The sequence below is a fragment of the Mesorhizobium sp. WSM4836 genome, assembly GCF_055811815.1.
On record NZ_JBVVQF010000031.1, the window covers coordinates 43,964 to 67,859 of the forward strand.

Genomic DNA, 23,896 nt, shown 5'->3' on the forward strand with positions numbered 1-23,896 from the left:
ATCCCCCCAGCTATTGTTGACGATGTCGACGCCAGCGTCGGGCCCAATTGTACTCTGTACACCTCTACGCAGCAGGAGTCGTTCAGCAACTATTCTAGAGCGCGGGACTGTTCTTCGTCACGGGACACCGGCAAGCCGCGGGCCAACGCCCATAATGGCGGGCTCGGCCGAAAGCAGCTTCTTCGCCGCCGCCCTGACCTGGGTCGATCGTCACCTCCTCGATGAGGGCCGGGCGCCGCTGGATGTAATCCAGCGCCGCTGCCTCATTCGAGAGATCGGTCTCCTGCGTTCCCATCTTTCTGCCCCGTAATCGTGCCGTGTCTCCTGTCGCCGGCCGTTTCCCCATGATGCTTGTGTTCGGCGGTCACCGGATCAGGTGCCTCCTCTGATGCGTCGCTCCTCACCGACCGGGATGATCCAGCCGCCGGCGCGATCCGGCCGAGCAAAATCATCCGGACCCACTATCTTCGTCAGGCGGATGCGAACGGTTTGCAGCTCCGCGTCGATAGCGGCACGGATGAGATCGCGCTCGATGCCGACGAAGACCGGCCGGAGATTGAGGCGAGCGAGCGCCTCCTGATCGGCGGGCGCAACGTCGGTGTCAGCGACAGGTCCGGCACGGGTGACGATCCCTCCGATCAGTCCGCCCATGGCGGTGGCCTTTTCCACCTCTCTCACCAACGTGGCATCCAGCAGCGCTCGGGCGCGTTGGAGATTCCCTTGGAGTCTTCGCGCGAAGGGCACGTGGGTGAGGCCGCGAAGCGCACTGGCTAGCTCAGCGTGCCCGAGCGACTTGATGAGATTGGCGATATGGAGGCGGAGAAGCCCGATGAAGAGCGCGTCTTTCTCCTCCGGCTTGATCGGTTCGCCTTCATCGATCGGATCGCGGACTGAGAGGTGGGCGTCCGTCGGATTTGGCGCCGCCATCCCCCAGCGGGTCGCGATGGCAATGCGCTTCACTGTGACCTTGCGGCCTCCGGCGGTAATATCTATCCGTCCGGCCTGAGCCCAGGCGCGGTTCAATGCTTTGGCCGGGCCGCCATTATCATGGCAACCCTTCGCTTCGGCCACGGTCAAGGAGGACAGGTCGGACGCGCAGGCGATCCAGTCGGGCAGATCGCCGCGGGACAAGCGCGTGACTTTGACCTGCCGGCGGCGATCGAGGTCGATGATGCGGCTGCCGAGATGCGCGAAGATCGAAAGGTTGAAGTGGCGTTCCAGATAGGCGCGGGCAACGAAGCGGCCGAACAAGCCAGATAGCGCGACCTTCACCTCGCGGGCTTGTCCAAGTGGTTCCCGGAAGATGAAGGGCGTACCCGCGCCGGTTGGCGTCAACAGCGCATCCAGGATGGACCACGCGCCATATCCAGCCCCTGGCGTCTGCAACACTTCGCGAATCCCGGCGTCCTCGATCTCCGAGACGTCGAGGTCGACGGTCGCGCCCGTGACAGGGCTGAATGCTGGCGGATCGAAACTGTGGAGGAAGGTCCTCGTCATAGCGCCAGCGCCCGCGCCCGCCTGAGATCCTCATGCTCGAAAGCGCTGGCCATGCGGCTGATCTCCGCCGGTCGAGCGCCGACCGCCCTGGCTGTATCGCGCCAGGTCGCGGTCACGGTCGCGACCTCTTTGATAATCGCGCGGGCCTGCGCCAGGGTGAGCGCGAAAAACTCCGACGCGGCTTCCAGCAGATCGAGCGAACAGGTGCCCTCATCGAGATCGATGTTCGTCGTCAGCACCCGGGCCTTGAGATCGGTCGGAACGGGATTGAGGTCGTATGCCGGCGAGAGAGACCAACCCGCCTTTCCCAGCCACAGGAAACCGTGATTGCGGAGGTGGTCGTCGACATTGGAAATCAGCACATTGAAGACGACCCGCCGATAGAGGGCATGGGCGTCCGTCTTTCCCTGAGCGCCGTGTTGAGCAAGGGCATCGACGATCTCCGGATAGCTGCCGCGCTCGCCGTCCTTGGCGCCCATCATCGCCATCGCCGACAGGAACGGGATGCGGATCGCACCGTCACGATCGAAGCGTCGCGACAACATGACCGCCTTGCCGGCGACGTCGATCAGCTCGTGTTGAGGCGTGGCAATACCTGCCTGGCCGGCTAGCCGCAGCGCGATCTCTTCCCAGGTCTCCATACTGTAGTCGTCGGTCTCCTTCGCGAATTTCGCTATGGAGAGGTGACCATGTTGGTCGATGACGGACGCCTTCGGTCGGGTACCGCCAAGGGAGGAGCCTGGGGCAAAGATGAGCTGCAGGTCTTCATCCGTTTCCTCGTCCCGGAGAATCCGTTCGGTGATCTGGAGCAACCGGCCAAGCTCGATTAGGGCAGGAACGCCCGCGCGGATCGGCGCTTGGAAAATCTCTTCGCCGACCCAGCGGAAGCGGAGCGCGCCAAGCCGCGTCTCGTCGGCGACGCCGAGCAGGTAGTCGCTTTCTACAAGCGTGCGAACCGCGCGGCCTTCTCGATCGGCGAGACGGCGTTCGGCGCGCTGCATGAGGCGCCGGCCCCAGGTATCCGGCGCTGAGTCGCCAATGGAGCCGAAAGTCGCAAGACCGGCAGGAGGGGCGAAGGCTCCGCGGGTCAGAGCAAGAGCTGGCTCCAGCGAGAAGCGGTCCGGATCCTCAAGCCATGCGCCGTCATACTCGAAAAGGATGGTCTCGGTGCCCCGGACGCGATTGCTCCTCGCCAGTCCGATCGGGCGTGTGCGGCCGTCCAGGTCGATATGGACCTCGAAGTCAGCCATCGCGGGACGATCCGGTTGGCCGCTTGAGGTGGACATGCTTGGGCAGGTCGGCGCTGGCGAGCGCCTGACCGACGCTGTCGTTGCTGATGTCGGCGACCTGGCTCAGGCCGTCGAGGAGGCCGAGCGCCTGCAGGACGCCGGCATAAATACCGACGCTGACGTTGGTGTCCCCGGCTTCGACCCTTTGCAGCGTCGAGCGAGACGTGAAGGCGCGCTCGGCCACGACCGCCATCGGCAGCCGTCGGCGTCGACGGGCATCATGGATGTCCGCCCCAAGCTTGCGCAGCGCGCGCCGCACCGCAGCAGGAGGGTTGTGTGGAGTGGGCATTATGACACCTTCGCACTACAGATTGACCGATTATGTAGCACCAAGATTACAATTTATCTAGCCCTTTAGGGCCTCATCCCAGTAGAGAACGAAGGTTCGATCTTACCACTGTCGTGACGGCATCGACCGGGACCCTCCGGACGTCGGCGATCGCGGCGACCGTGGTTTTCACGTCAGCGGGCTCGCTGGGACGACCGTCAACCTGAGTGAAAGGGCCGTCTGTCTCCGTCAGTACCCGATCGATGGGCAAGTCGGAGACGAGAGAGGCGGCCGCGATCCGAACGGGTCATCTCGGCATTGACGGAGAAATAGCAGCCGAGCGTCGCCGCACGTCGAGCCTCGCTTTTGCTTCCAGTGAACCAGTGAAGCACGACGGTGCCGCGATCCTCCGGGAGATATTGTTCGATCATCTCGAGCACCGCTGGAACGCTCCTCACACTTTGGACAGTGAGAATCTTGGCACCGGCTTCTGCGCATCGCTGAGTGTTGTCGATGCCGAGCTTCTCGAGCTGCGATTCGACGAGCGGGGCTGCAATCGAGCTGGAGGGATCCAGTTTGTAGATAGCATAGGCGCCGATCGCATGTTTCTTGGTTGTCTCGAGCTCGGCCCTCCATCCTTGAAGACCAGGAGACGACTTCCATGTTCTTGTATCCGGCCGGGTCCGATTGAAGATGTCTTAGGTTCTTAACCCGACACAACTGACGCGGTGGCATCCCGCCCGCGTGGCATGAAACGTGGTTTTCTCCTTTTGATCGCGCTCGTCGGTGGCACGTCACTTGCACGGTGACAGTTAACCGCCGGGGCCCAGAGAGTTGTTCCTCTCGATCAACCAACTGCGCGCGGAACGTGACGGTGCGCAAACTGAGGGAGTAGCTGATGCGAGTAGTCGTCGTATAGATCCATGATCACACCGGCATGATCAATCGGTTCGGACAGCCGCGCCCGGAGGTCGACAACCCGGCGAGGTCGAAAACATGACGGCGGTACTGCGAGAGGGCGGCCACCAGACGCCGCGGTGCGACGGCGATAAAGAACTGCTCGCTTCGCTAGTGCGGTTTATGCCGCCCATCCGCAGGACGGCCCACGGGAATCGCCTCCAACATGCGTACGGGATTCAGGGCGAGAAGCGGTCTCACCCACGTTCCCGCCATGCCCGGCGGGCATCCCGTACACCGAATCCGGCCCGCCCCGGCATGGGCTAGCGCTCGATAAGGTCATCGCCAAGAGACTAGCCCGCGAAGCCGGCGTGCCGACGCCGAAGGTTCGCGTGATCGTTGCGGCACCGAGAGTGCCGGCGAGCTGCGATTCCGACACGAAAGTAGGCAGCATTCTCGATCCGTGTTGATGGTGTAAGTCTCCATCAGAACTCGCTGCCCGCGCCAAAATGGCATCAAAGTTTCGTAGCGCCTCGCCATCTCGACAAAGGTAGTCAAGGAGTTCGGACATGCAGCGCATTTCAGGGCTGGGCCACAACCGGGGAGAGGTCGTTGGGCCAAAATCTCTCGAGGAGTTTCAACGAGCGCTAAAGATCACACCCGGCGGCAGCATGCGTGCTGCGCAGTTCTTCGCTCCCCACCCGCCCTATGCTGTGGCAGGAGCGGGCAGCTGGATCACTGACGTGGACGGCAGCAAGGTCTTCGACTGCGCAAACAACTCCTTCTCGCTCATTCACGGCCATGCCTTTCCGCCGGTGATCGAGGCGCTGCACAAGGTCCTGGACGACGGCACCGCATTCGGGCTTCCGACCACAAGCGAGACCAGGCTCGCGGAAGCAATCACGACGCGTTCGCCGAAGCTTGAGCAGGTCCGCTTTACAAGCTCCGGCACCGAGGCTGTTATGTTCGCTGTCAAGGCCGCTCGCGCTATTACAGGGCGCCCGATGATTGCCAAGTTCGAGGGCGCATATCACGGCGCCTATGACTATGTGGAAGTGAGCCTTGATTCTGCACCAGACAACTGGGGCGATTCGTCGCCTAACAGTGTGCTCTATGCCACTGGAACTCCCGCCTCCACCGCCGCGGATGTCCTTGTCCTTCCTTACAACGAGCCCAAGTCGTGCAGAAAGCTCATCCGTGCACACCATGAGCGCCTCGCCGCGATCCTTCTCGATCCAGTTGCTCCCCGCGTGGGCATGGTTCCGATAGAGGCAGATTTGCGGGAGGTCATCCAGGATTGCTGTAACCGCTACGGCATCCTGCTTGTGGTCGACGAGGTCGTTTCTTACCGCGTCGGTTTCCGTGGCGCCCATGACATCTTCGGCTTTCAGCCGGATCTGGTCGCTTTGGGAAAGATCATCGGCGGAGGTTTGCCCGTTGGAGCCGTAGCGGGGCCTGCGTCGTACATGGCGGTCTTCGATCACACCAGGGGCAAGCCAGCCGTGTCCCACGGCGGCACGTTCAGCGCAAACCCGCTCAGCATGACAGCTGGGCTGGTGGCACTGCAATCATACACACAGGATGCCGTGGCCCGTCTTAACCAGATGGGCGAAACGCTTCGTAGTGAAATCATGGAGCAACTCAGAAGGCGCGAACTCCCCGCGCACGTTACCGGCGCGAGCTCCCTCTTTCGGCTCCACCTGAAGACTGAAGTGATCCGAAACTACCGGACCTCGTTCCCGAGCGCGTTGCAGAAGGCGGCGCTCGCAAAGGTGCACCTTGCAATGCTGGAACGGCGTTTTCTAATGACGACGAATTGCTCTGGCGCGCTCTCGACCCCGATGAGCGAGACCGATGTCCATGATCTGGCCGCAGCGCTCGTGGATGCCGTTCATGAAACTTGGAAACAATCTCCGTGGGACTGATCGAGCAATGGTGGAAAGCGCAGTTTCGCGGCAGCGCTCGCGTCGGCGGCTTCGCCGATTTCTGTCACTGGATATTCGAGCGCGACGTGATCGGGAGCGAAGCGGGAAAGGAATGCACGACAAAACGTCGAACGGCCCACCGACGATCGTCGCCACGTCGAGAACACGCTGCGATTCCAGGGGGCGGTCATGGGTGCCGCTCGCACCCGGTTCGACAATTAGATTCGACCGGTAGCTGCTAATTGCGCGTGCCGCAGTATGCCAGCGCCTGCCGCGGCTGGTCCGGGATCGAGCGGTAATTGTCAGCTTGCCTGCCCGTGGACACGCGCCAACGAGGGCCGCGCGCAAAGACGCGCCATCGGCTTCGCGGTTTGACTGCAGTGAAGAGGTTTGCGTTCGTTTTTTACCCAACCTCCAGCATTCCTGTCGTTTTCTGAGATTTTGCAGGGTTGGTTGCGGCGTTTCCGAGTCCTTCTATCCAGTGTGAGTTGTTTTTGGTGGGAGCTAGGTTCCTGCACCAAACTTGTCCTCTCACGACAGAAAAAACATGCAAGTCCGCAGCATCAACGATTTGTCACCACACGAGTCCTGGCGTTTCAAGAACCGCGCCTGATGACCCTTTAGCTGCCAAGCGCGATCCGCGCCCGCCCGGGCTGCGCAACCTTGACCAGCTCCGCCCGGGCGAACGCTGACCGTCTCACAGTCCATGAGGCGTCAAAAAATTGGACGCGGATGGGAGGCCGGATTGGGGAAAGCGCAAGCTCAAGCTCGAACGCTATATGGCTAGGCGGTTCAGCCAATAAGGTGTTTGGGTCTGCGAGCGGACACCGGCGTATCAGTAGATCGAGCATCTACGCAAACTCTTCGATGCGTTCGTGGACAACCGCGCGCATTTGCTCTGCCATCTTCGCGCCTTGAGAGCCGTCTGATAGAGGCGGCGGCAATTCGAGGTGGTTGAGAGCGCGTGAGAGGGCTGCAACAAGATCGTCGATGCTGGTATCCGCATCGGCTGCCTTAAGACCAGCCGTGCTCGCGAAAGCCTTGAAGTCGGCGCGCCGCAGACGATCGTCTTTGCCATTCAGCTTGAGGGCCATCCGGTCTTTTTCGAGATGCGGAAACACGCGAGTCGTGACCGCGTCGTAGAGCGGAGCCATGCGGACTGAGCTGAACTGCGCGTTGCCCGGCTCTGCGATTTTCAGCAGTGCCATGTTCTTCAGGTGCATGTCCCCATCGGCGATCAGCCAGGCGAATAAGGATCGCTTGAGGACAAGCAGGACGTCGTCTTCGGGGGAGGTCGATAGCGGTCTTAGTGCCCGCGCGATTCGCTCCATTGTGCCGTCGTATTTTGCTTCCGTGGGCACACCGAGCACTGAGCAAAAATCCTCAAGCGCCAAAAGACGCTTGTCGTCAAGGCTCGTTCTGATGTCGAACCGCTCGACGAGGAGCGCCGGAGGCATCCCGTCAGGCATGGGGACGAGCGCTGTCGCGGGCGTCTTGAAACCGGCCGCGCTGCCCAAAGCGAGCGACTGCCATTCGATCACTGGCAGGGCCCTCGAATCCACCTGTACCGGCAGGCTTGATGATGTGGGTGAACGGTTTGCCGGTACTGGGGGAGAGAGTACCGTCGGTATTGAGGAACATCGGCGCTTTGATCTGAATGCCCGATAAACGGGGCGTATCGGTACGCTCGAAAATCTGCGCCAGATTGCGTTCGAAACTCTGCTCTAAATCGCCGCGACCCGGCCCTGCATACTGGCCAGTGAAGACAGAGTTCCTAGTAAATCCATTGAGCCGGGTTAGCAGGATGTCGGGCGGCAGGGCGGAGAGATCGCTCGCATGCTCGACGATGTTGATGTTCGACATGTAGCGTTTGCCCGAGCGCAGCATCGCGCGCTCGTCGCGGTAGTTCAACACTGATTCAAGCCAGCCTTCAGGCAACAGCGACAGGATGAAAGGAGGCAGCTTCCCCGGCGTGGTCTGGCGAACAAGTGGCGGGCCATCCTGATCGTCTGGATTCCAGCGCCACTCAAAACCATCATGTGTAAGATTGCCGAGTGGAGCGCCGTGCCACGCTACTATCAGATCGAGCGCGGCTTCGTTGCGCGCAGGCTCCGCCGTCAGTGGACGGCGGAGGAGGAAGCGCTCCGCGTGCTCGCCTTCGCGATACCACTGGTTTGCGCGGGCAAGCGCCCATGTTGCGTCGGCAGCGCCTTGGGCGACGCCGTATTCTTCTATGAGGCGGTTCGCAATTGCCTCGCGCATCGTCTCTGCGAGGGCGAGCAGGCAGAAGTCGAGGCGTTCATTCTGCCACACCATAGTCGGATCCGCCACATGTAGGTCGGCGGAGTCCTTCAGCTATTGTTGAGCGCGAGATTATTCGTCGTCACGGGACGCCCGTGAGCCGCGGGCCAACGCTCATAATGGCGGGCTCGGCGGAAAGCAGCCTCTTCGCCGCTGCCCTGACCTGTTCGAGTGTCACCTGCTCGATGAGGGCCGGGCGGCGCTCGATGTAGTCTATACCGAGCTTGTCGAGCTGCAACTGGACGAGCGTGGCTGCAATCGAGCTGGAGGAACCCAGATTGTTTATGGCATAGGCGCCGGTGAGATCTTTCTTGCTCGCCTCGAGCTCGGCCTCGGTCGGACCCTCTTCCGCCATTTGCTTCACCACCTTGCGCATCAGGCTGAGCGTCTCGGCCGCCCTGTCGGCGCGCGTTGCCGTAGTGACGACGAGCGCGTTGGAATGCTGGTGGTCGACCAGAGCGGAGTCGACACCGTAGGTGAGGCCGCGCTTTTCGCGCACCTCCTCCCACAGACGCGACGTGAAGGGCGAGCCGCCGAGAATTTGGTTCATCAAGACCGCGGCGTAGAAGTCCGGCGCGCTGCGCTTGACGCCAGGCCAGGCCAGCTGCAGCGACGTCTGCGGCAGGTTATAGTTCACCTCTACCTGCTGGCCGAGCTTGGGATTAACATCGGCGACTGGGGCGAGGGTCTGCTTCTCAGGCAAATCGCCGAACAGCTGGTCGAGCTTTCCATTCAGTGTCTTCGCATCGATGTCACCGACCACCGCGACATGCAGGCCGTCGCGGGCGAAATTCCCCTTGTGAAAGGCGCTGAGATCGGCCGGCGTGATGCCAGCGAGGCTCTCTTTGGTACCTTCGCCCGGCCTCGAATAGGGATGCGAGCCATAGATCGCGCGCAGCCATTTGCGTTGGGCGAGCGTGTCGGGATCGCGCTCGTTGGCGATGATGCCGGACAGGATCTGAGCGCGGATGCGGTCGATCGGCGCCTGGTCGAAGCGCGGCTGGTTGACCGCCACGCGAAGCAGGTCGAAGGCGCCGTCGCGCTGCTCGGCCAGCATGCGCATCGAGCCATAGGTGCCGTCGCGCTGCGCCTCGAAGCTCATCTCGGCGCCGACATCGTCAAGCTTGATCTGGAAGGCCTCGCTGTCGAGGTCGCCGGCGCCTTCGTCGAACAGGCCGCTCATCAGATTGGCAAGCCCTTCCTTGCCGGGCGGATCCTGCGTCGCGCCGCCATCGAAGACGAAGCGGATGGAAATGATCGGCACTGTATGGTCCTCCACCAGCCAGGCGTTGATGCCCTTTTCAGACGTCACCTCCTGGATCGTCATCGCCGCACGGGCGATGGGCGGCTGCATGAGGAAGAAAATGGCAAGGGGAAGCATGGCAAGCAGAGTAGCGAGGCGCGAGACCCTCCCTTTTTCAAAGAGAGAGGATAGGGCGCGTGCAACGACGCCGCGATGTTGGTTCGTCATCACATCAATTCTCCGTCTTGGGCAAGAGATAGCCGGTGGTCGAATGGTCGAGATTGAGATAGCGAGCAGCGACCGCCTTGACTTGGTCGGCGGTGACCTTGCGGATGCGGTCCGGCCATTGCTGAACGTCCTGGACGTTGCCGCCGGTGGCGAGCGTCGAGCCGTAGATGCTGGCCATGTCCTCCTGCTCGTCGCGGGCAAAGATCATCGAGCGGACGAAACGGTCCTTGGCTTTTTCCAGCTCGTCGCTGGTAACGCCCTCTTTCGCGATGCGGGCGATCTCGGCGTCGACCGCTGCTTGGACGTCGGCAAACTTGGCGTCGCCGCGCGGCGCGCCATAGACGGTGAAATTGGTGTCGTCGAGCATGGTGCCCTGGAAGAACGCGCCGGCTTCCGCGGCAATGCCTTGCCTGACGACAAGCTCCTGGTAGAGCCGGCTGCGGTTGCCGCCGCCGAGGATTTCGGACAGCACGTCGAGCGCTTCGGCTTCGCCTGGCTTTGCCGTGTGATAGGACGGAACCACCCATTGCGTGGTGAAGCTCGGCACGCTGACGCGCCCGTCGGTCAGCGTCACCGTACGCCTGGTGTTCTGCTCGGGCTCGACGGGGCGGATGCGCGGCGGCAGATCCGGGCCGCGCGCGATCTTGCCATAGGTCTTTTCGGCCAGCGCCTTGACCGTTTCCGGTTCGACATCGCCGGCCACCACCAGCACGGCGTTATTGGGCGTATAATATTTGTTGTAGAAGGCTATCGCGTCGGTGCGGTTCAGCTTCTCCATCTCCTGCATCCAGCCGATGACCGGAATGCGGTAGGGCTGGTTCTGCCACAATGCGGTGGCGACTTCCTCATCGAGAATCGATTCCGGAACGTTGTCGATCCTCAAGCGGCGCTCCTCCAGGATCACATCCCGCTCGGTGTTGATAACATCATCCGTGAGGGTGAGATTGCGCATGCGGTCAGCCTCGAAGCTCATCATCTGCTCCAGGGCCGAGGGCGCCACTCTTTGGTAGTAGGCAGTAAAGTCATAGGAAGTGAAGGCGTTGTGCGAGCCGCCGATCTCGGCCACCGCGCGGTTCAACTCGCCGGCGGCATGGTTGCTGGTCGCCTTGAACATCAGATGCTCGAAGAAATGGGCAATGCCGGACTTGCCTGGCGGCTCGTCGGCACTGCCGATCTTGTACCACACCATATGGGTGACGATCGGCGCGCGGTGATCGGGGATGACGACCACTTCCATGCCGTTGTCGAGCAGGAAAGTCGTCGCCTTGATGTCATCGGTGGTCGCTAGGACCGGAGCGGTGCTCACAAACGTTAGCGCGGTCGCAAAAAGCGTCCCGCGCAGCCAGCCGGACCGAAGGTTCAGCGATGGCTTAGCTTGTGGTGATCGGGCGGTGGGCAAAGTTCGAGGCAAAGTGAGTTGTCTCCTATGTTGAGGGTGCTGCGTGCTCGTCCCACTTAGTAGTGGGAGAGAGTGGGGCGGTGGACAGCCCCGAGCCAGATGAGCCATCACGTTGCGAGGCCTGACTCGAGCGTCATCTTTGAGTGAATCAAGGTGAGGGGCATTCTTTGGTGGATGATCATCGGATGACTTCTCCTTAGTTTGTGAGGCGTTGCGGAATCGCGCACATACCGTGCCAAACGAGAAACTCGTCTCGGCAATGTGATTATCCGCAGTCTGCTATGTTGCGTATCCGACATTGTCGGACATCGGAGATCGCCGAATGGGAAGCGCGTGCCGCTTAACACGATATCTTCCCCGTCATCGCCGGATGGGCGGTGACCGCCGGCAGCATGAGCGAAATTGCGGCGAGAAAGCGCAGAAACGCCCCCCCCTTTTGTCAGCTTCGCCTTCCAGCTGAATGTGCTGCTGCGGTCAAATCAGGACCCGCAGCAACCGCCATAGATCTACTTCGTTGATGCAATATACCTTGTCGCTGATGATGTAGACCTTGTCGGTGTCGTTCCGCATGGCGCCGATCTTTGTTCTGATGGCGGCTAGCCGAAGGACTTGCCGCAGGAGCATTTGTGCCGCACGTTGGGATTGTCGAAAACAAAGCCCGAGGACTTCAGGTCCGTGACGAAGTCAACGGTCGTGCCGGTGAGATGGGGCTGGGAGCTTGCGTCGACGAACACCTTGATCCCGTCCGTCTCCATGACGGCATCCCCCTCGCGCAAGACGCTTTCCAGCCCCATCAGGTATTTGAAGCCGGCGCAGCCGCCCGCCTCGACCATGATGCGAAAGCCTTCCGCCGGTTCGTCGGCGCGGGAAAGCGCGGTCTTGATGGCGGCGACGGCGTCTTCAGTGAGTGTGATCATGGGATTATTTTCTGCTGATGCGTTCGCAAGCCACGCTGCACAGAACGTGCCAGAGAGGACAAATCCATAAAACAACGGTTTAGCGGATTTGGCCCCCAGTCTGACATCCAACAATTGTCGGATGTCGGACAGAGTGAAACCTTGCGTACAGAAGCGGCATCGGACAAATCGCCGGTGTCGTCGCCTGAGCCAGCGTTTTCGGTCATATGAATGTTGACCACTGTAAGGGTCGGAACACTTAACTCGTGCTGCGCTCCAAAAGCCGCGCCGCCGTCCCCACACGGTGCGAGGGCGAACACCGCGTGGTCGACAGCCGCATCGATCGCGCCTTCTCAAAGCAGGTGCCGTCGATTCTGCGTCGGCTCGTAGGTGCCGAACGCCACTCGCCTGCTCGGCCCATGGCCTGCCGGGCGGTCCGCCACCTCGCGAGGGCCGACTGAGGCATTGTAGATGCCGTGAAGCCAGGAAGGTGGGCCAACGCGCCGCCTATGGAACAGCGCGTCGCTCGATCTGACGCGGTGGGGCTCCTGTTTCGCAAGCTCGTTGGCGCTGAGCGTCGGCACGACGGCTTTGCGGTCCTTCCGTGACACGGAATCAAGTAAACGGCGGATCAGGTGCACCATGCAGGTTAGAACTGTCCCCTAGGAAAGGTGCCGCCGATCGCCCCCTCTTGCCCAAGCAGTTCGCCAGCTTGCCGTCTTACCAGCCTCGCCAATCTCGTTGCGTTCTTGTTTAGGCGTTGCAACAGATCCTTCAAGGAAATTCACGGGATCTTTGCGACCGCAAATCGCTGTCGATGGTACTACGCTCACCACAACTTCGAGTTCAGTGGCGGCAGAAATCTGGTGTCGTTTTATGGTCCGCTGCCGAACAGCATTTGCGAAGAGCGCGAAATGATCAAGCCAGCAGGACGAGGGTTCGGTTCTTCTATTTGGCGTCGTTCTGACCAATGATGATACTGGTCGATCGTCTAATGACAGCAGCACACCTTGATCGCCTTCGGATCCTGGGCCTTTGCGCGCATGCCGACCTGACTGTCTGCGAACTAGCGGAGATTCTCGATCTTCGTCGGGAGCGCGTTGCGCGACACGTCCGGATGCTCGCCAGAGCCGACTTTCTTTGCGGCAACGGACAACGTCCTTGGTCCTCATATCATCTCAATGCAGAGGGCAAGGACGGAGGGTTGGTTCAATTCTTGGTCGATCTCCTGCCCCACGACGATGGGTATCATAAGCGGGACCTGGAGCGGCTCGAGGCGGTGCAAGACGCCTGGGCGAAGGGGACTGCTGCTTGATCTTGAAAGATCTGCCCAGATGGGAGCGCGAAACTACCATGAAGAACTCCGCTGACGCAGCCATCGTAGACCCCGGCGCATACGGATCGTCTTCCTTGGTCCACGTCGATTGTCACGTTCACGAACTGCTTCTACGACAGAGGCGGCAGGAGCGGACGACGCTCAAACTCATCGCATCTGAGAACTTTGCCTCCTCAGCCGTGCTGGAAGCGACCGGCTCGATCTTCACGAACAAGTACGCCCAGGGGTACCCGGGTGAGCGCGATTACGAGGGAAACGAGATCCTCGATGAGCTTGAGACCCTCGCGATAGGGCGCTTGAAATCGCTGTTTGGCAGTGAACACGCCAACGTCCAGCCTTACTCCGGCTCGCCGGCCAATCAGGCCATCTATCGAGCACTGTTGAGTCCGGGAGACAAAGTGATGGGCTTGCCTCTCTCCGAGGGCGGCCATCCGACCCATGGTTGGACCGGCAACTTCTCCGGCAGCGATTATCAACACGCCCCCTATGGGCTGCACGAACAGGCGCAGCAAATTGACTATGACCGCTTGCGCGAGACAGCCAGGCGGGAACGGCCAAAACTCATTTGGGCCGGCGGAACTGCCTATCCGCGTGTCTTTGACTACGCGGCAATGGCAGAAATCGCTGCGGAGGCTAACTCCTATCTCGTGGCTGACATTGCGCATATCAGCGGCCTGATTGTCGCTGGAGCGCATCCGAATCCCGTGGCCCATTGCGACGTCGTCACCAGCACGTCTCACAAGTCGATCCGCGGCCCCCGTGGAGGCTTCATTTTGTCGAAGAATGAAGATCGGTATCAGGCCCTCTATCATCCCACGAGTAAGTACAATCTCGCCAGACGGATTGATCGCGCGGTGTTTCCTCAACTGCAAGGTGGGCCGCACATGAATATCATCGCTGCGCTAGCTGTTGCTTTGCAGGAAGCCGCGACCCCGTCTTTCCGTACCTACGGTCATCAGATGGTCAGGAATGCCAGGGCTCTGGCCGAGGCGCTCGTGCATCGTGGTTATGACCTGGTCACCGGCGGGACTGACAATCACATGCTGATCCTTGATCTCCGGGGCCGGCCGCTATCAGGCAAAGCCTATGCCGAGCGCCTGGCAAGGGCAGGGATCATTACGAACTTCAATATGGTGCCGGGCGACCCGCGCGACCCGACGGTGACAAGCGGAATCCGCTTGGGGTCGCCGGCAGTGACGTCCATGGGCATGCGTGAGGGGGAAATGGTGCAGATCGCCGCTTTCATTGACTCGGTCTGCCGTCAGCCCGACGACCAGAAAGTTCATGCGAGCGTACGAAGAGACGTTGCCGACTTCTGCACTGCGTTCGGCGTCCCCGGCATCACCGACCGGTAAGCCACCCTAATCCAGAAACATCCCAGCTAACTCCAACACCTGAAGCGAGGGCATTCCATGACCAGACAGTTCGTGTTCTCTTCCGAATCCGTCGGCGCTGGACACCCGGATAAGTTGGCAGACAACATATCGGATGCCATCCTGGATGCCGTCCTTCGCGAGGATCCTAAGGCGCGCGTCGCTTGTGAGGCATTGGTAAAGACGTGTGAAACGTTGGTGAAGACAGGGATGGTCGTTCTGGCTGGCGAGATCACCAGCCATGCGGAGATCGACTACAGCCAAGTTGCCCGCGATACGATACTCGATATTGGGTACGACGACGATGCCATCGGCTTTGATGGTCGACGTTGCGCCGTCGTTCTGGCTCTCACCGAGCAGTCGCCCGACATAAGCCAGGGCGTTGACGAAGGACGAGGGCAGGATCTCGAGCAGGGGGCGGGAGATCAGGGGCTGATGTTTGGGTTCGCATGCAGCGAGACCGAAACACTGATGCCCTTGCCGATCCAACTCGCCCACCGTTTGACGAAAAGACAGGCCGAGGTCCGGAAAACGGGGCTGCTTGGCTGGCTGCGTCCGGACGTAAAATCTCAAGTGTCCGTGCGCTACGAGGGTTTCCGCCCGGTGGCGCTGGATACCATAGTCCTGTCGACGCAGCATGACGAGGCGGTCTCACAAGCCACAGTCCGCGAAGGCGTCATTGAGGAGATCATAAAACCGGTCCTGCCGACCCACCTGGATACTTCGGGGATCAGATTTCTGGTCAACCCAACAGGGCGGTTCGTGGTCGGTGGGCCTGCCGGCGACTGCGGCCTCACCGGACGCAAGATCATCGTCGATACCTACGGTGGAATGGGGCGTCACGGCGGCGGCGCCTTTTCGGGCAAGGACCCATCCAAGGTTGACCGCTCGGCGGCCTATGCCGCCCGGTATGTCGCGAAGAATATCGTTGCCAGCGGCCTTGCAGAGGTCTGCGAGGTTCAGCTTGCTTACGCGATCGGCGTGGCCGCGCCGGTGTCTATCCACGTCAATACTTTCGGAACCGCAAAGATAGAGGAAAAAAAGGTCGAGCGCCTAGTTCTTGAGTTTTTCGATCTCCGACCGAAAGGCATCATCAAGATGCTTGATCTCTTACGCCCGATATACCGCAAGACGGCGACATACGGACACTTCGGCCGCGAAGAGCCTGAGTTCACCTGGGAGAAGACAGACAGAGCCGACGACTTGCTGCGTGAAGCAGGACCGGCAGCTGCGTGATGGCCGCTGGATCAAGCGCATTCGGCAACCCATTTCAACTCCCGGACCCGCTCCCGGCCGGCATAGCAGAAAGCCGTTGGGTAGTTGCGGAGATATGAATTGATGCCGGACTATGACGTGCTTTGCATCGGCAATGCCATTGTCGACATCATCGCCCAGTGCGACGAGGCGTTCCTGGAGACCAACGGCATCATCAAGGGCGCGATGAATTTGATCGACACGAGGCGCGCCGAACTGCTCTACAGCCGTATGGGCCCGGCCATCGAAGCCTCGGGCGGCAGCGCCGGCAATACGGCGGCGGGCGTCGCCTCCTTCGGCGGTCGCGCCGCCTTCTTCGGCAAGGTCTGCAACGACGCGCTCGGCGAAATCTACGCGCATGACATCCATGCCCAAGGCGTCGCCTTCGACACAAAACCGCTCAACGGCGAACCGCCGACGGCGCGCTCGATGATCTTCGTCACGCCGGACGGCGAGCGCTCGATGAACACCTATCTCGGCGCCTGCGTCGAGCTCGGCCCGGAGGACGTCGAGGCCGACAAGGCGTCGGGCGCGGCGGTCACCTATTTCGAGGGCTATCTGTGGGACCCGCCGCGCGCCAAGGAAGCGATCCGGCAGACGGCCAAGCTCGCCCACGCGGCCGGGCGCGAAGTATCGATGACCCTGTCGGACTCGTTCTGCGTCGACCGCTACCGCGACGAGTTCCTCGACCTGATGCGCTCCGGCACCGTCGACATCGTCTTTGCCAACAGCCACGAGATCAAGTCGCTTTACCAGACCGCGTCTTTCGACGAGGCGCTGGCGCAGATCCGCAAGGATTGCAAGATCGCCGCCGTCACCCGTTCGGAAAAAGGCTCGGTCATCGTGCGCGGCGACGAGACCGTCACCATCGAGGCGACCAGGATCCGCGAACTGGTCGACACCACAGGCGCCGGCGACCTCTACGCCGCCGGCTTCCTCTACGGCTATACGCAAGGACGCAGCCTGAAGCAGTGCGGCGATCTCGGCTCGCTGGCGGCGGGACTGGTCATCCAGCAGATCGGCCCAAGGCCACGCCAGAATCTGCGCCGCGAGGCCGAGCAGGCAGGGTTTGATCTAGCCGGCCGATGTTGCGAGGAGCTGCCCGTCTCGCCTCGTGCAGGCTGCAGCAGCTCGACCTGACGCATGTATTGCTCACCCGCCATCGTCAGCTCGTGTGGCAACAGGTTAAGTCGCTAGACCCGCGCAGCGCGGCACGCAGTTCGAGATCATCCTGACGGCTGTGTGATCGACACAGCGGTTTGAACCGGAAAGGCGAAAAAAGATGCATTACGACATCGTCATCATCGGCGGAGCCATCGTCGGCTCCTCGGTCGCTTATTATCTGCGCGAGGAAGGATTTTCGGGCTCGATCGCGCTTGTCGAGCGTGACCCGCTATTTTCCCGCGCCGCGACCACGCTGTCCTGCGCCTCCATTCGCCAGCAGTTCTCGATCCCGGAAAACATCCGGCTGTCGCAGTTCACGCTGAAACTGTTCCGGCGGCTCAGGGAAGAGTTCGGCGCGGACGCCGATATCGGCTTTCGCGAAGGCGGCTACCTCATCCTTGCCGGCGAGAATGGCCTGCCGATCCTGCGGGCCAATCACGAGGCGCAGATGGCCGAGGGTGCCGACATCGTGCTCGAGGGTGCCGAGGCGCTCGTCCGCCGCTTTCCGTGGCTGTCGGTCGAGGGCATCTCCGCCGGCGCCTATGGCCGCAGCGGCGAAGGCTGGTTCGACGCGCATGCGATGCTGATGCTGTTCCGCAAGGCGCTGCGGACGAAGAACATCGACTTTATCACGGCGTCGGTGACGGGTATCGAGCGGCTGGGCGGCCGCGTCACTAGTGTAGTCCTCGACAATGGCGAGCGGCTCGAGACCGGCACCGTCGTCAACGCCGCCGGGCCGAATGCCGGCAAGGTGGCAGCAATGGCCGGGCTGGCGCTGCCGGTAGAGCCGCGCAAGCGCAATATCTTCGTTTTCGAGGCGCGCGAAAAATATGACGACATGCCGCTGCTGGTCGACCCGAGCGGCATCTATGTCCGGCCGGAGGGCTCGGTTTACATCACCGGTGGCGCCGAGCCGGAAGAGGGCGAAGGACCAGCCGATCCCACCGACTTCGACCCCGACTGGCCGCTGTTCGAAGAGGTGATCTGGCCGGTGCTGGCGACCCGCATTCCGGCCTTCGAGGCGATCAAGCCAACGCGCGCCTGGGTCGGCCATTACGACTACAACACGCTCGACCAGAACGCGGTGATCGGCCCGCATCCCGAGGTCGGTAATTTCCTCTTCGCCAACGGTTTCTCCGGCCACGGCCTGCAGCAGGCGCCGGCGGTCGGCAAAGCGCTGGCCGAACTGATCGTGCATGGCGGCTATCGCACGGTGGATTGCTCGGCGTTTGGGTACAGCCGTGTCGCTGAGGAGCGGGCGTTTCGTGAGCTGAATGTGATCTAATAACAAGGGCGCCGCGACGGTTCTCTTTGGTGCCGGCGGGACAGAGGGGGCGCGAAAGATCGCGACAGGCGGTGCCGCGGCACAATGGCCTAGAGCCAAATGCGTTGGAACTGGACCGAAATCGCGCCTCAGACTAAGAAAAAGCCCGCTGCCGGGAGGAGGTGGCAGCGGGCTCTATTTCGAATGAGACGCGGGAGGAGGTGCGCCCCAATCAGCGTCGGCACCCCATCTGGGAGGAGTAGATGGCCGACAACATAATCATACCGTTAGACGCGTGATATTGCAATGCACAAAGTTTATCTCGCGACTGCGAAATGATACCGCATCCGCTTAACCGATCCTGAAAAGTGCGGTCAGGCTGCGGCTTTCTTGCGGGCACGCTTGGCAGGTGCCAGCGTTCCCGGTTCCTTCGGCTTGCGGCCCAGACCAAAAGTCTTGGCCAATGCCGAGCGCGCCGCAGCGTAGTTCGGCGCCACCATGGGATAGTCCGCCGGCAGCTCCCATTTCGCGCGATATTCGTCGGGCGTAAGGCCATAGTGGGTAGCCAGGTGACGCTTGAGCGATTTGAACTTCTTACCGTCCTCAAGGCTGACAATGTAATCGGGTGTAACCGATTTTCTGATCGGTACGGCAGGCTTGAGAGCTTCCGGCTTTTCTGGTGCGGCACCACCAGCAGTGCCTGTCAATGCGATGTGGATCTGGCCGATAAGCCCAGGCAGTTCACCGACGGGAACCGGATTATTCGAAACATAGGCTGAGACGACATGGGCGGTGAGTTCGATGAGGTTGTCAGCTTTGCTCTCAGTTTCTTCGGTCATGAAAACGCTCCTGCGGGTTTAGACTAGGCGGTGGGGAATCAATTCATAGCTTAATAGTGACGACCGCGTTTGATGGCAATCAAGCCATTGCACGATCTGTTGGCGGATCGCTACACACCCGGCCGCAGTCGCGGATCTTCCTCGTGAACCGTCATCGTCCTGACAACACACTGTGCCATGGTTGCCGCGTCGATGCGGCGCCTCTTCACGCAAATTTGGCTATTTGGAAGGTTGGGAGGAACGAATGAACGCTAAGGCTTTCAGCAGCCCCCTTTTTGTGAAGCGCGCGGCGCACCTTATCCAAGAGATTGCCGGCCTTGCGGATGCAATCGATTTTCTCAGTGAATGGCCGGAAGATCGCAGAGACCTGATCCACGAAACCGCCCTGAGGGCATGCTACGATGCATACGACGGGCGCAAGCCGGTAAGCACGGCGCGCAATGCATTTTTAGGCTTTGCGAAGCGGGTCGCCATATTGGAAGATACAACCTCCGCGATGCAGTGGATCGCCGCCTGCAGATCGGGCAGTGGAAAAGTGCAGGTGTAGACTTCGACGACGTGTTTGAGACTGGCGCGAGACGCGTCAAGCAGTGCAGTATGTCCAAGTTGCACAGCTAGACCACGCGACTCAGAAGCAGTTCCTCACCACCGGCTACAAAACCGCAGATCGCACGCAATCTGACCATGGCCAGATGCAGCTCATGGCGATCGCTTGGTCGGCTATGGCCAGGTTCGGCGGCGCGGATGCAGCGGTGGCGTTCGGCTGAGTAAATAAATGCGACCCGGGGCTGTTTGCCGCATAGTGGCTGTGGAGGGGGAGAGATGACCGGCTTGATCAGATTTGCGAGGCCAGTCGTTGTTCAGGTTAGCCGCCGCAGCTCGGAGCGAATCGTCTTCGACGTCAACGACGCGGCCGCTATCTTGCTCCGGGATCTGCATAATGAGACCGATAAACGCAGAATAGCGATGGACACCTGTCTGCAGGTGCTACGCGGTAAGACCCATCCACCAGCCGCTAGACGAGCCTTCGTCGCAGCCGCGCTCGAAGCACGCATTCTGCGCAGCGATTGAGATTTAGGACGCCGCTCATGAACCTTGGCCATCTGCGCATCGCTATTTGGCGCGGTCCGAACACCCCTGCCGGCATCCGCCAGGAGCCAGCCAACCCCGCACTTTCCGCGATGGCTTCCTGGTCCGGCGCCGGATCTTCCACCATCAAAACACGAGGGGTACGCCAGCCAGTTGCGGGCGCTCGGCTTCGCCTTCGTGGCGATCGTGATTGGAGGCAGAGGCAGACGGAGCCATCGAGCGGGGAGTTGGTCCGCTGCAGATGGCAGAGCGTCGATGCCGCTTTATAGTCTCCAGAAGGGCCGTTTGAACCTTTCCCCAGCTAAGCCCTGCATCCGGTCTCCTGGAACGCGCTCCGCGGACCGGCGGCGCGTGATCGCCGATGCTTCTTCAGATGGTCAGGAGCGAGATCTCGGCGATCAAGATCGGGGAAACGACAGTGATACTGGACAACATAATAATCCGAAACTGGCTGGCGGTGAGCCGTCTCGTTTCTGGCCGGCTCATTTGAGGCCGAAGCCTCCTTCGATCGCCCGCCAACCCGGCCTCTGGAACAGCTGACTTCGACGTGCCGTAACGAGGGCCTCGGCAGGGTGCGCCGGATAGACTCCCAAGATTGCCCCGGTGTGTGGCGTTGCCGCTCACCGCCGGCGAGTGGCACCGAGCCCTACGCCGTCTGCGCTTTTTCCCGAATTGCGCGTGCGCAGCCACCATGTTCATCAGGGCAGGGCGGATCTCCTCCCATCTGCGCGTTTTGAGACCGCAGTCGGGATTCACCCACAGTTGGCCATCCAACAATCGATCACGCGCAAGCATGATGAGGTTGGATATCTCGCCCACTTCCGGGACCCGCGGCGAGTGAATGTCATAGACGCCAGGACCGATCTCGTTCGGATACTTGAAGGTTCGAAACGTATCGAGCAGTTCCATCTGCGAGCGCGAGGTTTCACAGGGGCTTGAGCCCTGCGAGCTGATAAAACGGCAGCGCAAGGGAGCGGTCAGGATTCAGAAGCGTGGGAATTGAGTGGCCGGGCCGAAAAGGCGCATTATCGTTCTGGACAATTACACGACGCACCGAAATTTTTACTGACGTCCCTGCGAGGTAAGAGGGCACATAGCGGCCGTACATCCAAGCCATTCTAATCGTGAGCCGAGCTATACTAAGCAAATGTCAGATTTCTGGCGTGCCCGACTCCTGGGAATCGCTCCAAGTGTATAGCGATTGCTGGAGCATATGTGCCCAACTCTGATAAAAAAATTTCCACTATAGTAAGCGTGATGTGAGCCACCACATAATATTTTGAATAATATTCAGCAGCCTGTTCGCCCAAGGATTCCGTGTACCGAACGTTCTCGATATAAGCGACTGGATTGCGAAGATCGCTGCTGTCCAGGTCGTTCTCGCGACTCCATGTCGCACTCTCATATAAAAGCCTATTGCGTTCTTTACTAAAACTACCGAAATCATTTTTTTTGAAAACACTTGGGATGTCTATTTTATTCATGCCCCCCTTTAAAGTGTTCAAAACACGGGCAAAAATCTGCCACACCATATCATGCGTGAGACGCTCTTTAAGCTGAAGCGCTCCGTGGCCATCGAAAATGACTTTATTCTTCTTAGTGCGATTGCGGAAAATTTCGATGTAGTAAGTGCTTGCTCGCGCGTGGTCACGAATACCTAGGAAGAAAATCAAAGCTTTTGCAGCAAAAAACGCAGCGTCGTACATAGATAACGCAGTCCAGGTCGGATAGCCACCGCGATTCAATATTTCGCAGCTGTTGAAGCAGTATCGCGCCTTATCGCGCAGAAAAATTCCATCTGCAAACGTCCGCTCTCTCAGCAGCGGCACTTGTTCGAATTCAAGTTTGTCGGTTAGCTCTATTCCCGTCTGCGCAATGAGCTGGGCGGCGGTAAGTGGCGACCCCTCGAGATCGGCTGGAATATGGTTCAGCCACTGGTCCTGCCTAAGTTCCCATACCGGATGTTCGAAATCCTTAATCTGGCTCATCAGTCGAGCTTCAACCCGGTCGTACCCGTCTCGTCATCGGAAAAGGCCTCTTGTAAAACGCTCAAGAAGTCATCCCCAGCAGCGATTTCTGCCGCGCTGCCGGTGCCGTATTGGGTCCAATTCTCAAATGGGAACCCGACTATTTGGCTAAATATCTTAACAAATGAGGCTACATTAGAGGCCTTGTAGTTCGTAAGTGCGGTCGTAAAAACGAAAGGAAAGACCCTCCACACCGCTCCGAAACCCACTGTTCGGAAAAATAGCGGTGTGTCGTTCTTCCATTGTTTGGGAAACGCGGTCTGAAGGGCTTTGTAATAGTTATCGATGACCCTGACCTGTTCAGTTTGGGTGTACGGGCTTAGGGTGCCTCCAGCCTTGTTGAACAGCGGACGCATAATACGTGCAAAGTTGGTAAGGCCGACTTCACCAGAGCGAGCCGTCTTCGTAAAGATAATCCGTTGGAAGAAAGGGGATTCCTCATCGCCATTGAGCGTCCTAGCGATATCCGTAATGCGTTCTTCAAGTGTATCCTTTTCGGTTTTTTTCTTTGGCAGTTGCTTTAAGAGATCGAGATACAATGACGACGGAACGTTTTTCGCTTCCTTGTTTATAGTTATAAAGAGCTCAACCTGCTTCTCGAAGCTGGCTCCGGCGAACGCGGCGATGGGCAACTCGATATCAGTGCCGTCCTTTGAAGCTTCGTAAGCTCCCGCCAATCGATGTTGGCCATCGATAACCCAACCTGCATTAGCTACATCGGGAACTTCAACAGATCTCGCTTTCTGGTCGTAGGTGAGGGTGTCGAATGATACAATTATTGATCCAGGCACAATTCCCCCGCCGGTAATGTAGCGGCTCACCGAGCGCAATCGTCCCGGCGAGAGGACACGCTGGTAGCCTTCTTCCTTACCTTCCACACGCTGATTGATTTCGGTCACCGCGAAAAGTGCGGAGGCCCTCATCACGAAAAGGTAGAAGACCGTTTGGCCTTGGCTCACCTTAATCGCCGGTACTTTCGTCATGGGAGCCCAACCTATTTTGTCGCAGAGTGCGGAAGTGAATATCGTAACTGTTTTCATGGCCTTGGGTCGTAGGCCGCCGTCCTCATCCGTCCGAGGCGCGCCTTTCCCAATTTGGTATCATTCAATCGATCTTGAGCAATTTTGCAATAATCACAGCCCGAGAAGATTCTCCTTCTCATCCGTTTCCAACACCTAAAGACCGTTGCGGGTGACCTCACTCGCGTTGAATTGGTCTTCACCGCCGTCACAACTCAGCGGGACCGACACGTCTCTGGAGCAGGGTACATCTTGGTAGCGTTATAGCGACAAGCCTCCAAATGACCTCGTACTTGTCCAGCGGCCACACTCTGGGTTCTCTGGTATATGATCTCCGATTTTTTGCTTAGTGCGCGGACATCGGCCGCAAACGACGGCTAGGACACAAATCTGGACGCAAGAGAGGCGGACTAGGGCACCGTATCTCGCGCCTACTCGGGCGGGCCCCAAGCCGCTTTCAGAGTATCGTCCAATTCGATCTCAACCTCACCCCATCGACCTTGATCACCGTTGACCTGCCACGGGTAATTTCCTCCATCTGAGATTAGAGTCCGGCCTCGATTGAAGGACGGACTGATGAAGAGAAAG

Annotated in this window: 18 protein-coding genes and 3 pseudogenes; 8 read left to right on the forward strand and 13 right to left on the reverse strand. The window is 59.9% G+C overall.

All coding sequences use genetic code 11. From position 1 onward, the window contains the following. Positions 1 to 372: 372 nt before the first annotated feature. The 5 genes from AC0L2P_RS28235 to AC0L2P_RS28255 all read right to left on the reverse strand — a co-directional run bounded on the left by AC0L2P_RS28235 (position 373) and on the right by AC0L2P_RS28255 (position 3,485). Positions 373 to 1,335, reverse strand: coding sequence for a hypothetical protein (locus AC0L2P_RS28235; RefSeq protein WP_473506023.1), 963 nt, complete (start codon positions 1,333 to 1,335; stop codon positions 373 to 375). A gap of 158 nt (positions 1,336 to 1,493) precedes the next feature. Beyond that, positions 1,494 to 2,747, reverse strand: coding sequence for a type II toxin-antitoxin system HipA family toxin (locus AC0L2P_RS28240; protein ID WP_473506025.1), 1,254 nt, complete (start codon positions 2,745 to 2,747; stop codon positions 1,494 to 1,496). Beyond that, a complete protein-coding gene (locus AC0L2P_RS28245) occupies positions 2,740 to 3,075 on the reverse strand; it encodes a helix-turn-helix domain-containing protein (RefSeq protein ID WP_126848722.1) in 336 nt (111 codons plus the stop codon). Before AC0L2P_RS28245 ends, AC0L2P_RS28240 begins: the two co-directional genes overlap by 8 nt. A 73-nt stretch (positions 3,076 to 3,148) precedes the next feature. Next, the gene (locus tag AC0L2P_RS28250) at positions 3,149 to 3,325 is read right to left on the reverse strand and encodes a TatD family hydrolase (RefSeq protein WP_473506027.1); all 177 of its coding nucleotides are present in this window, start codon (positions 3,323 to 3,325) and stop codon (positions 3,149 to 3,151) included. Beyond that, on the reverse strand, positions 3,273 to 3,485 hold the full coding sequence (locus AC0L2P_RS28255; RefSeq protein ID WP_473506056.1) for a TatD family hydrolase: 213 nt from the start codon (positions 3,483 to 3,485) through the stop codon (positions 3,273 to 3,275). The genes AC0L2P_RS28250 and AC0L2P_RS28255 overlap by 53 nt, the downstream gene beginning before the upstream one ends. A 1,035-nt stretch (positions 3,486 to 4,520) precedes the next feature. On the opposite strand from AC0L2P_RS28255, the gene AC0L2P_RS28260 reads away from it, so the two are divergent. Further along, a complete protein-coding gene (locus AC0L2P_RS28260) occupies positions 4,521 to 5,876 on the forward strand; it encodes an aspartate aminotransferase family protein (RefSeq protein WP_473506029.1) in 1,356 nt (451 codons plus the stop codon). An 851-nt stretch (positions 5,877 to 6,727) separates the two neighbouring features. On the opposite strand, the pseudogene AC0L2P_RS28265 reads toward AC0L2P_RS28260, so the two are convergent. From AC0L2P_RS28265 to AC0L2P_RS28280, 4 genes and pseudogenes are all read right to left on the reverse strand, one after another. Next, a pseudogene (locus AC0L2P_RS28265) lies at positions 6,728 to 8,153 on the reverse strand (type II toxin-antitoxin system HipA family toxin); the annotation flags it as partial. A 106-nt stretch (positions 8,154 to 8,259) separates the two neighbouring features. Further along, the gene (locus tag AC0L2P_RS28270) at positions 8,260 to 9,648 is read right to left on the reverse strand and encodes a M16 family metallopeptidase (protein WP_473506030.1); all 1,389 of its coding nucleotides are present in this window, start codon (positions 9,646 to 9,648) and stop codon (positions 8,260 to 8,262) included. Positions 9,649 to 9,652: 4 nt separating this feature from the next. Further along, entirely contained in the window at positions 9,653 to 11,155 is a 1,503-nt protein-coding gene (locus tag AC0L2P_RS28275) for a M16 family metallopeptidase (protein WP_473506032.1), read from the reverse strand. A 488-nt stretch (positions 11,156 to 11,643) separates the two neighbouring features. Beyond that, complete coding sequence (locus AC0L2P_RS28280; protein WP_473506034.1) at positions 11,644 to 11,964, reverse strand: HesB/IscA family protein; 321 nt, start codon at positions 11,962 to 11,964, stop codon at positions 11,644 to 11,646. A 973-nt stretch (positions 11,965 to 12,937) separates the two neighbouring features. Here AC0L2P_RS28280 and AC0L2P_RS28285 point away from each other — a divergent pair. From AC0L2P_RS28285 to AC0L2P_RS28305, 5 genes and pseudogenes are all read left to right on the forward strand, one after another. After that, the gene (locus AC0L2P_RS28285) at positions 12,938 to 13,258 is read left to right on the forward strand and encodes an ArsR/SmtB family transcription factor (protein ID WP_473506058.1); all 321 of its coding nucleotides are present in this window, start codon (positions 12,938 to 12,940) and stop codon (positions 13,256 to 13,258) included. A 38-nt stretch (positions 13,259 to 13,296) separates the two neighbouring features. After that, a complete protein-coding gene (locus AC0L2P_RS28290) occupies positions 13,297 to 14,634 on the forward strand; it encodes a serine hydroxymethyltransferase (protein ID WP_473506060.1) in 1,338 nt (445 codons plus the stop codon). A 57-nt stretch (positions 14,635 to 14,691) separates the two neighbouring features. After that, a complete protein-coding gene (gene metK, locus AC0L2P_RS28295) occupies positions 14,692 to 15,888 on the forward strand; it encodes a methionine adenosyltransferase (RefSeq protein ID WP_473506036.1) in 1,197 nt (398 codons plus the stop codon). 102 nt (positions 15,889 to 15,990) lie between these two features. Next, positions 15,991 to 16,974, forward strand: a pseudogene (locus AC0L2P_RS28300) (adenosine kinase); the annotation flags it as partial. Positions 16,975 to 17,188: 214 nt separating this feature from the next. Continuing rightward, positions 17,189 to 18,355, forward strand: a complete 1,167-nt coding sequence (locus AC0L2P_RS28305; protein WP_473506038.1) for an NAD(P)/FAD-dependent oxidoreductase — start codon at positions 17,189 to 17,191, stop codon at positions 18,353 to 18,355. A gap of 353 nt (positions 18,356 to 18,708) precedes the next feature. Here the strand turns inward: AC0L2P_RS28305 and AC0L2P_RS28310 are convergent, their stop codons facing one another. Further along, positions 18,709 to 19,173 carry a Ros/MucR family transcriptional regulator gene (locus tag AC0L2P_RS28310; protein WP_473506040.1) on the reverse strand — a complete coding sequence of 155 codons (465 nt, stop codon included), beginning with the start codon at positions 19,171 to 19,173 and terminating at the stop codon, positions 18,709 to 18,711. A 244-nt stretch (positions 19,174 to 19,417) separates the two neighbouring features. On the opposite strand from AC0L2P_RS28310, the gene AC0L2P_RS28315 reads away from it, so the two are divergent. Continuing rightward, the gene (locus tag AC0L2P_RS28315) at positions 19,418 to 19,720 is read left to right on the forward strand and encodes a DUF982 domain-containing protein (protein WP_473506042.1); all 303 of its coding nucleotides are present in this window, start codon (positions 19,418 to 19,420) and stop codon (positions 19,718 to 19,720) included. A 275-nt stretch (positions 19,721 to 19,995) separates the two neighbouring features. Then, the gene (locus AC0L2P_RS28320) at positions 19,996 to 20,244 is read left to right on the forward strand and encodes a DUF982 domain-containing protein (RefSeq protein WP_473506044.1); all 249 of its coding nucleotides are present in this window, start codon (positions 19,996 to 19,998) and stop codon (positions 20,242 to 20,244) included. A gap of 664 nt (positions 20,245 to 20,908) precedes the next feature. Here the strand turns inward: AC0L2P_RS28320 and AC0L2P_RS28325 are convergent. The 3 genes and pseudogenes from AC0L2P_RS28325 to AC0L2P_RS28335 all read right to left on the reverse strand — a co-directional run. After that, positions 20,909 to 21,189 (reverse strand): annotated as a pseudogene (locus AC0L2P_RS28325) (5-methyltetrahydropteroyltriglutamate--homocysteine S-methyltransferase); the annotation flags it as partial. 212 nt (positions 21,190 to 21,401) lie between these two features. Continuing rightward, positions 21,402 to 22,250, reverse strand: coding sequence for a hypothetical protein (locus AC0L2P_RS28330; RefSeq protein ID WP_473506046.1), 849 nt, complete (start codon positions 22,248 to 22,250; stop codon positions 21,402 to 21,404). Further along, entirely contained in the window at positions 22,250 to 23,272 is a 1,023-nt protein-coding gene (locus AC0L2P_RS28335; protein WP_473506048.1) for a DGQHR domain-containing protein, read from the reverse strand. Before AC0L2P_RS28335 ends, AC0L2P_RS28330 begins: the two co-directional genes overlap by 1 nt. Positions 23,273 to 23,896: the final 624 nt, after the last annotated feature.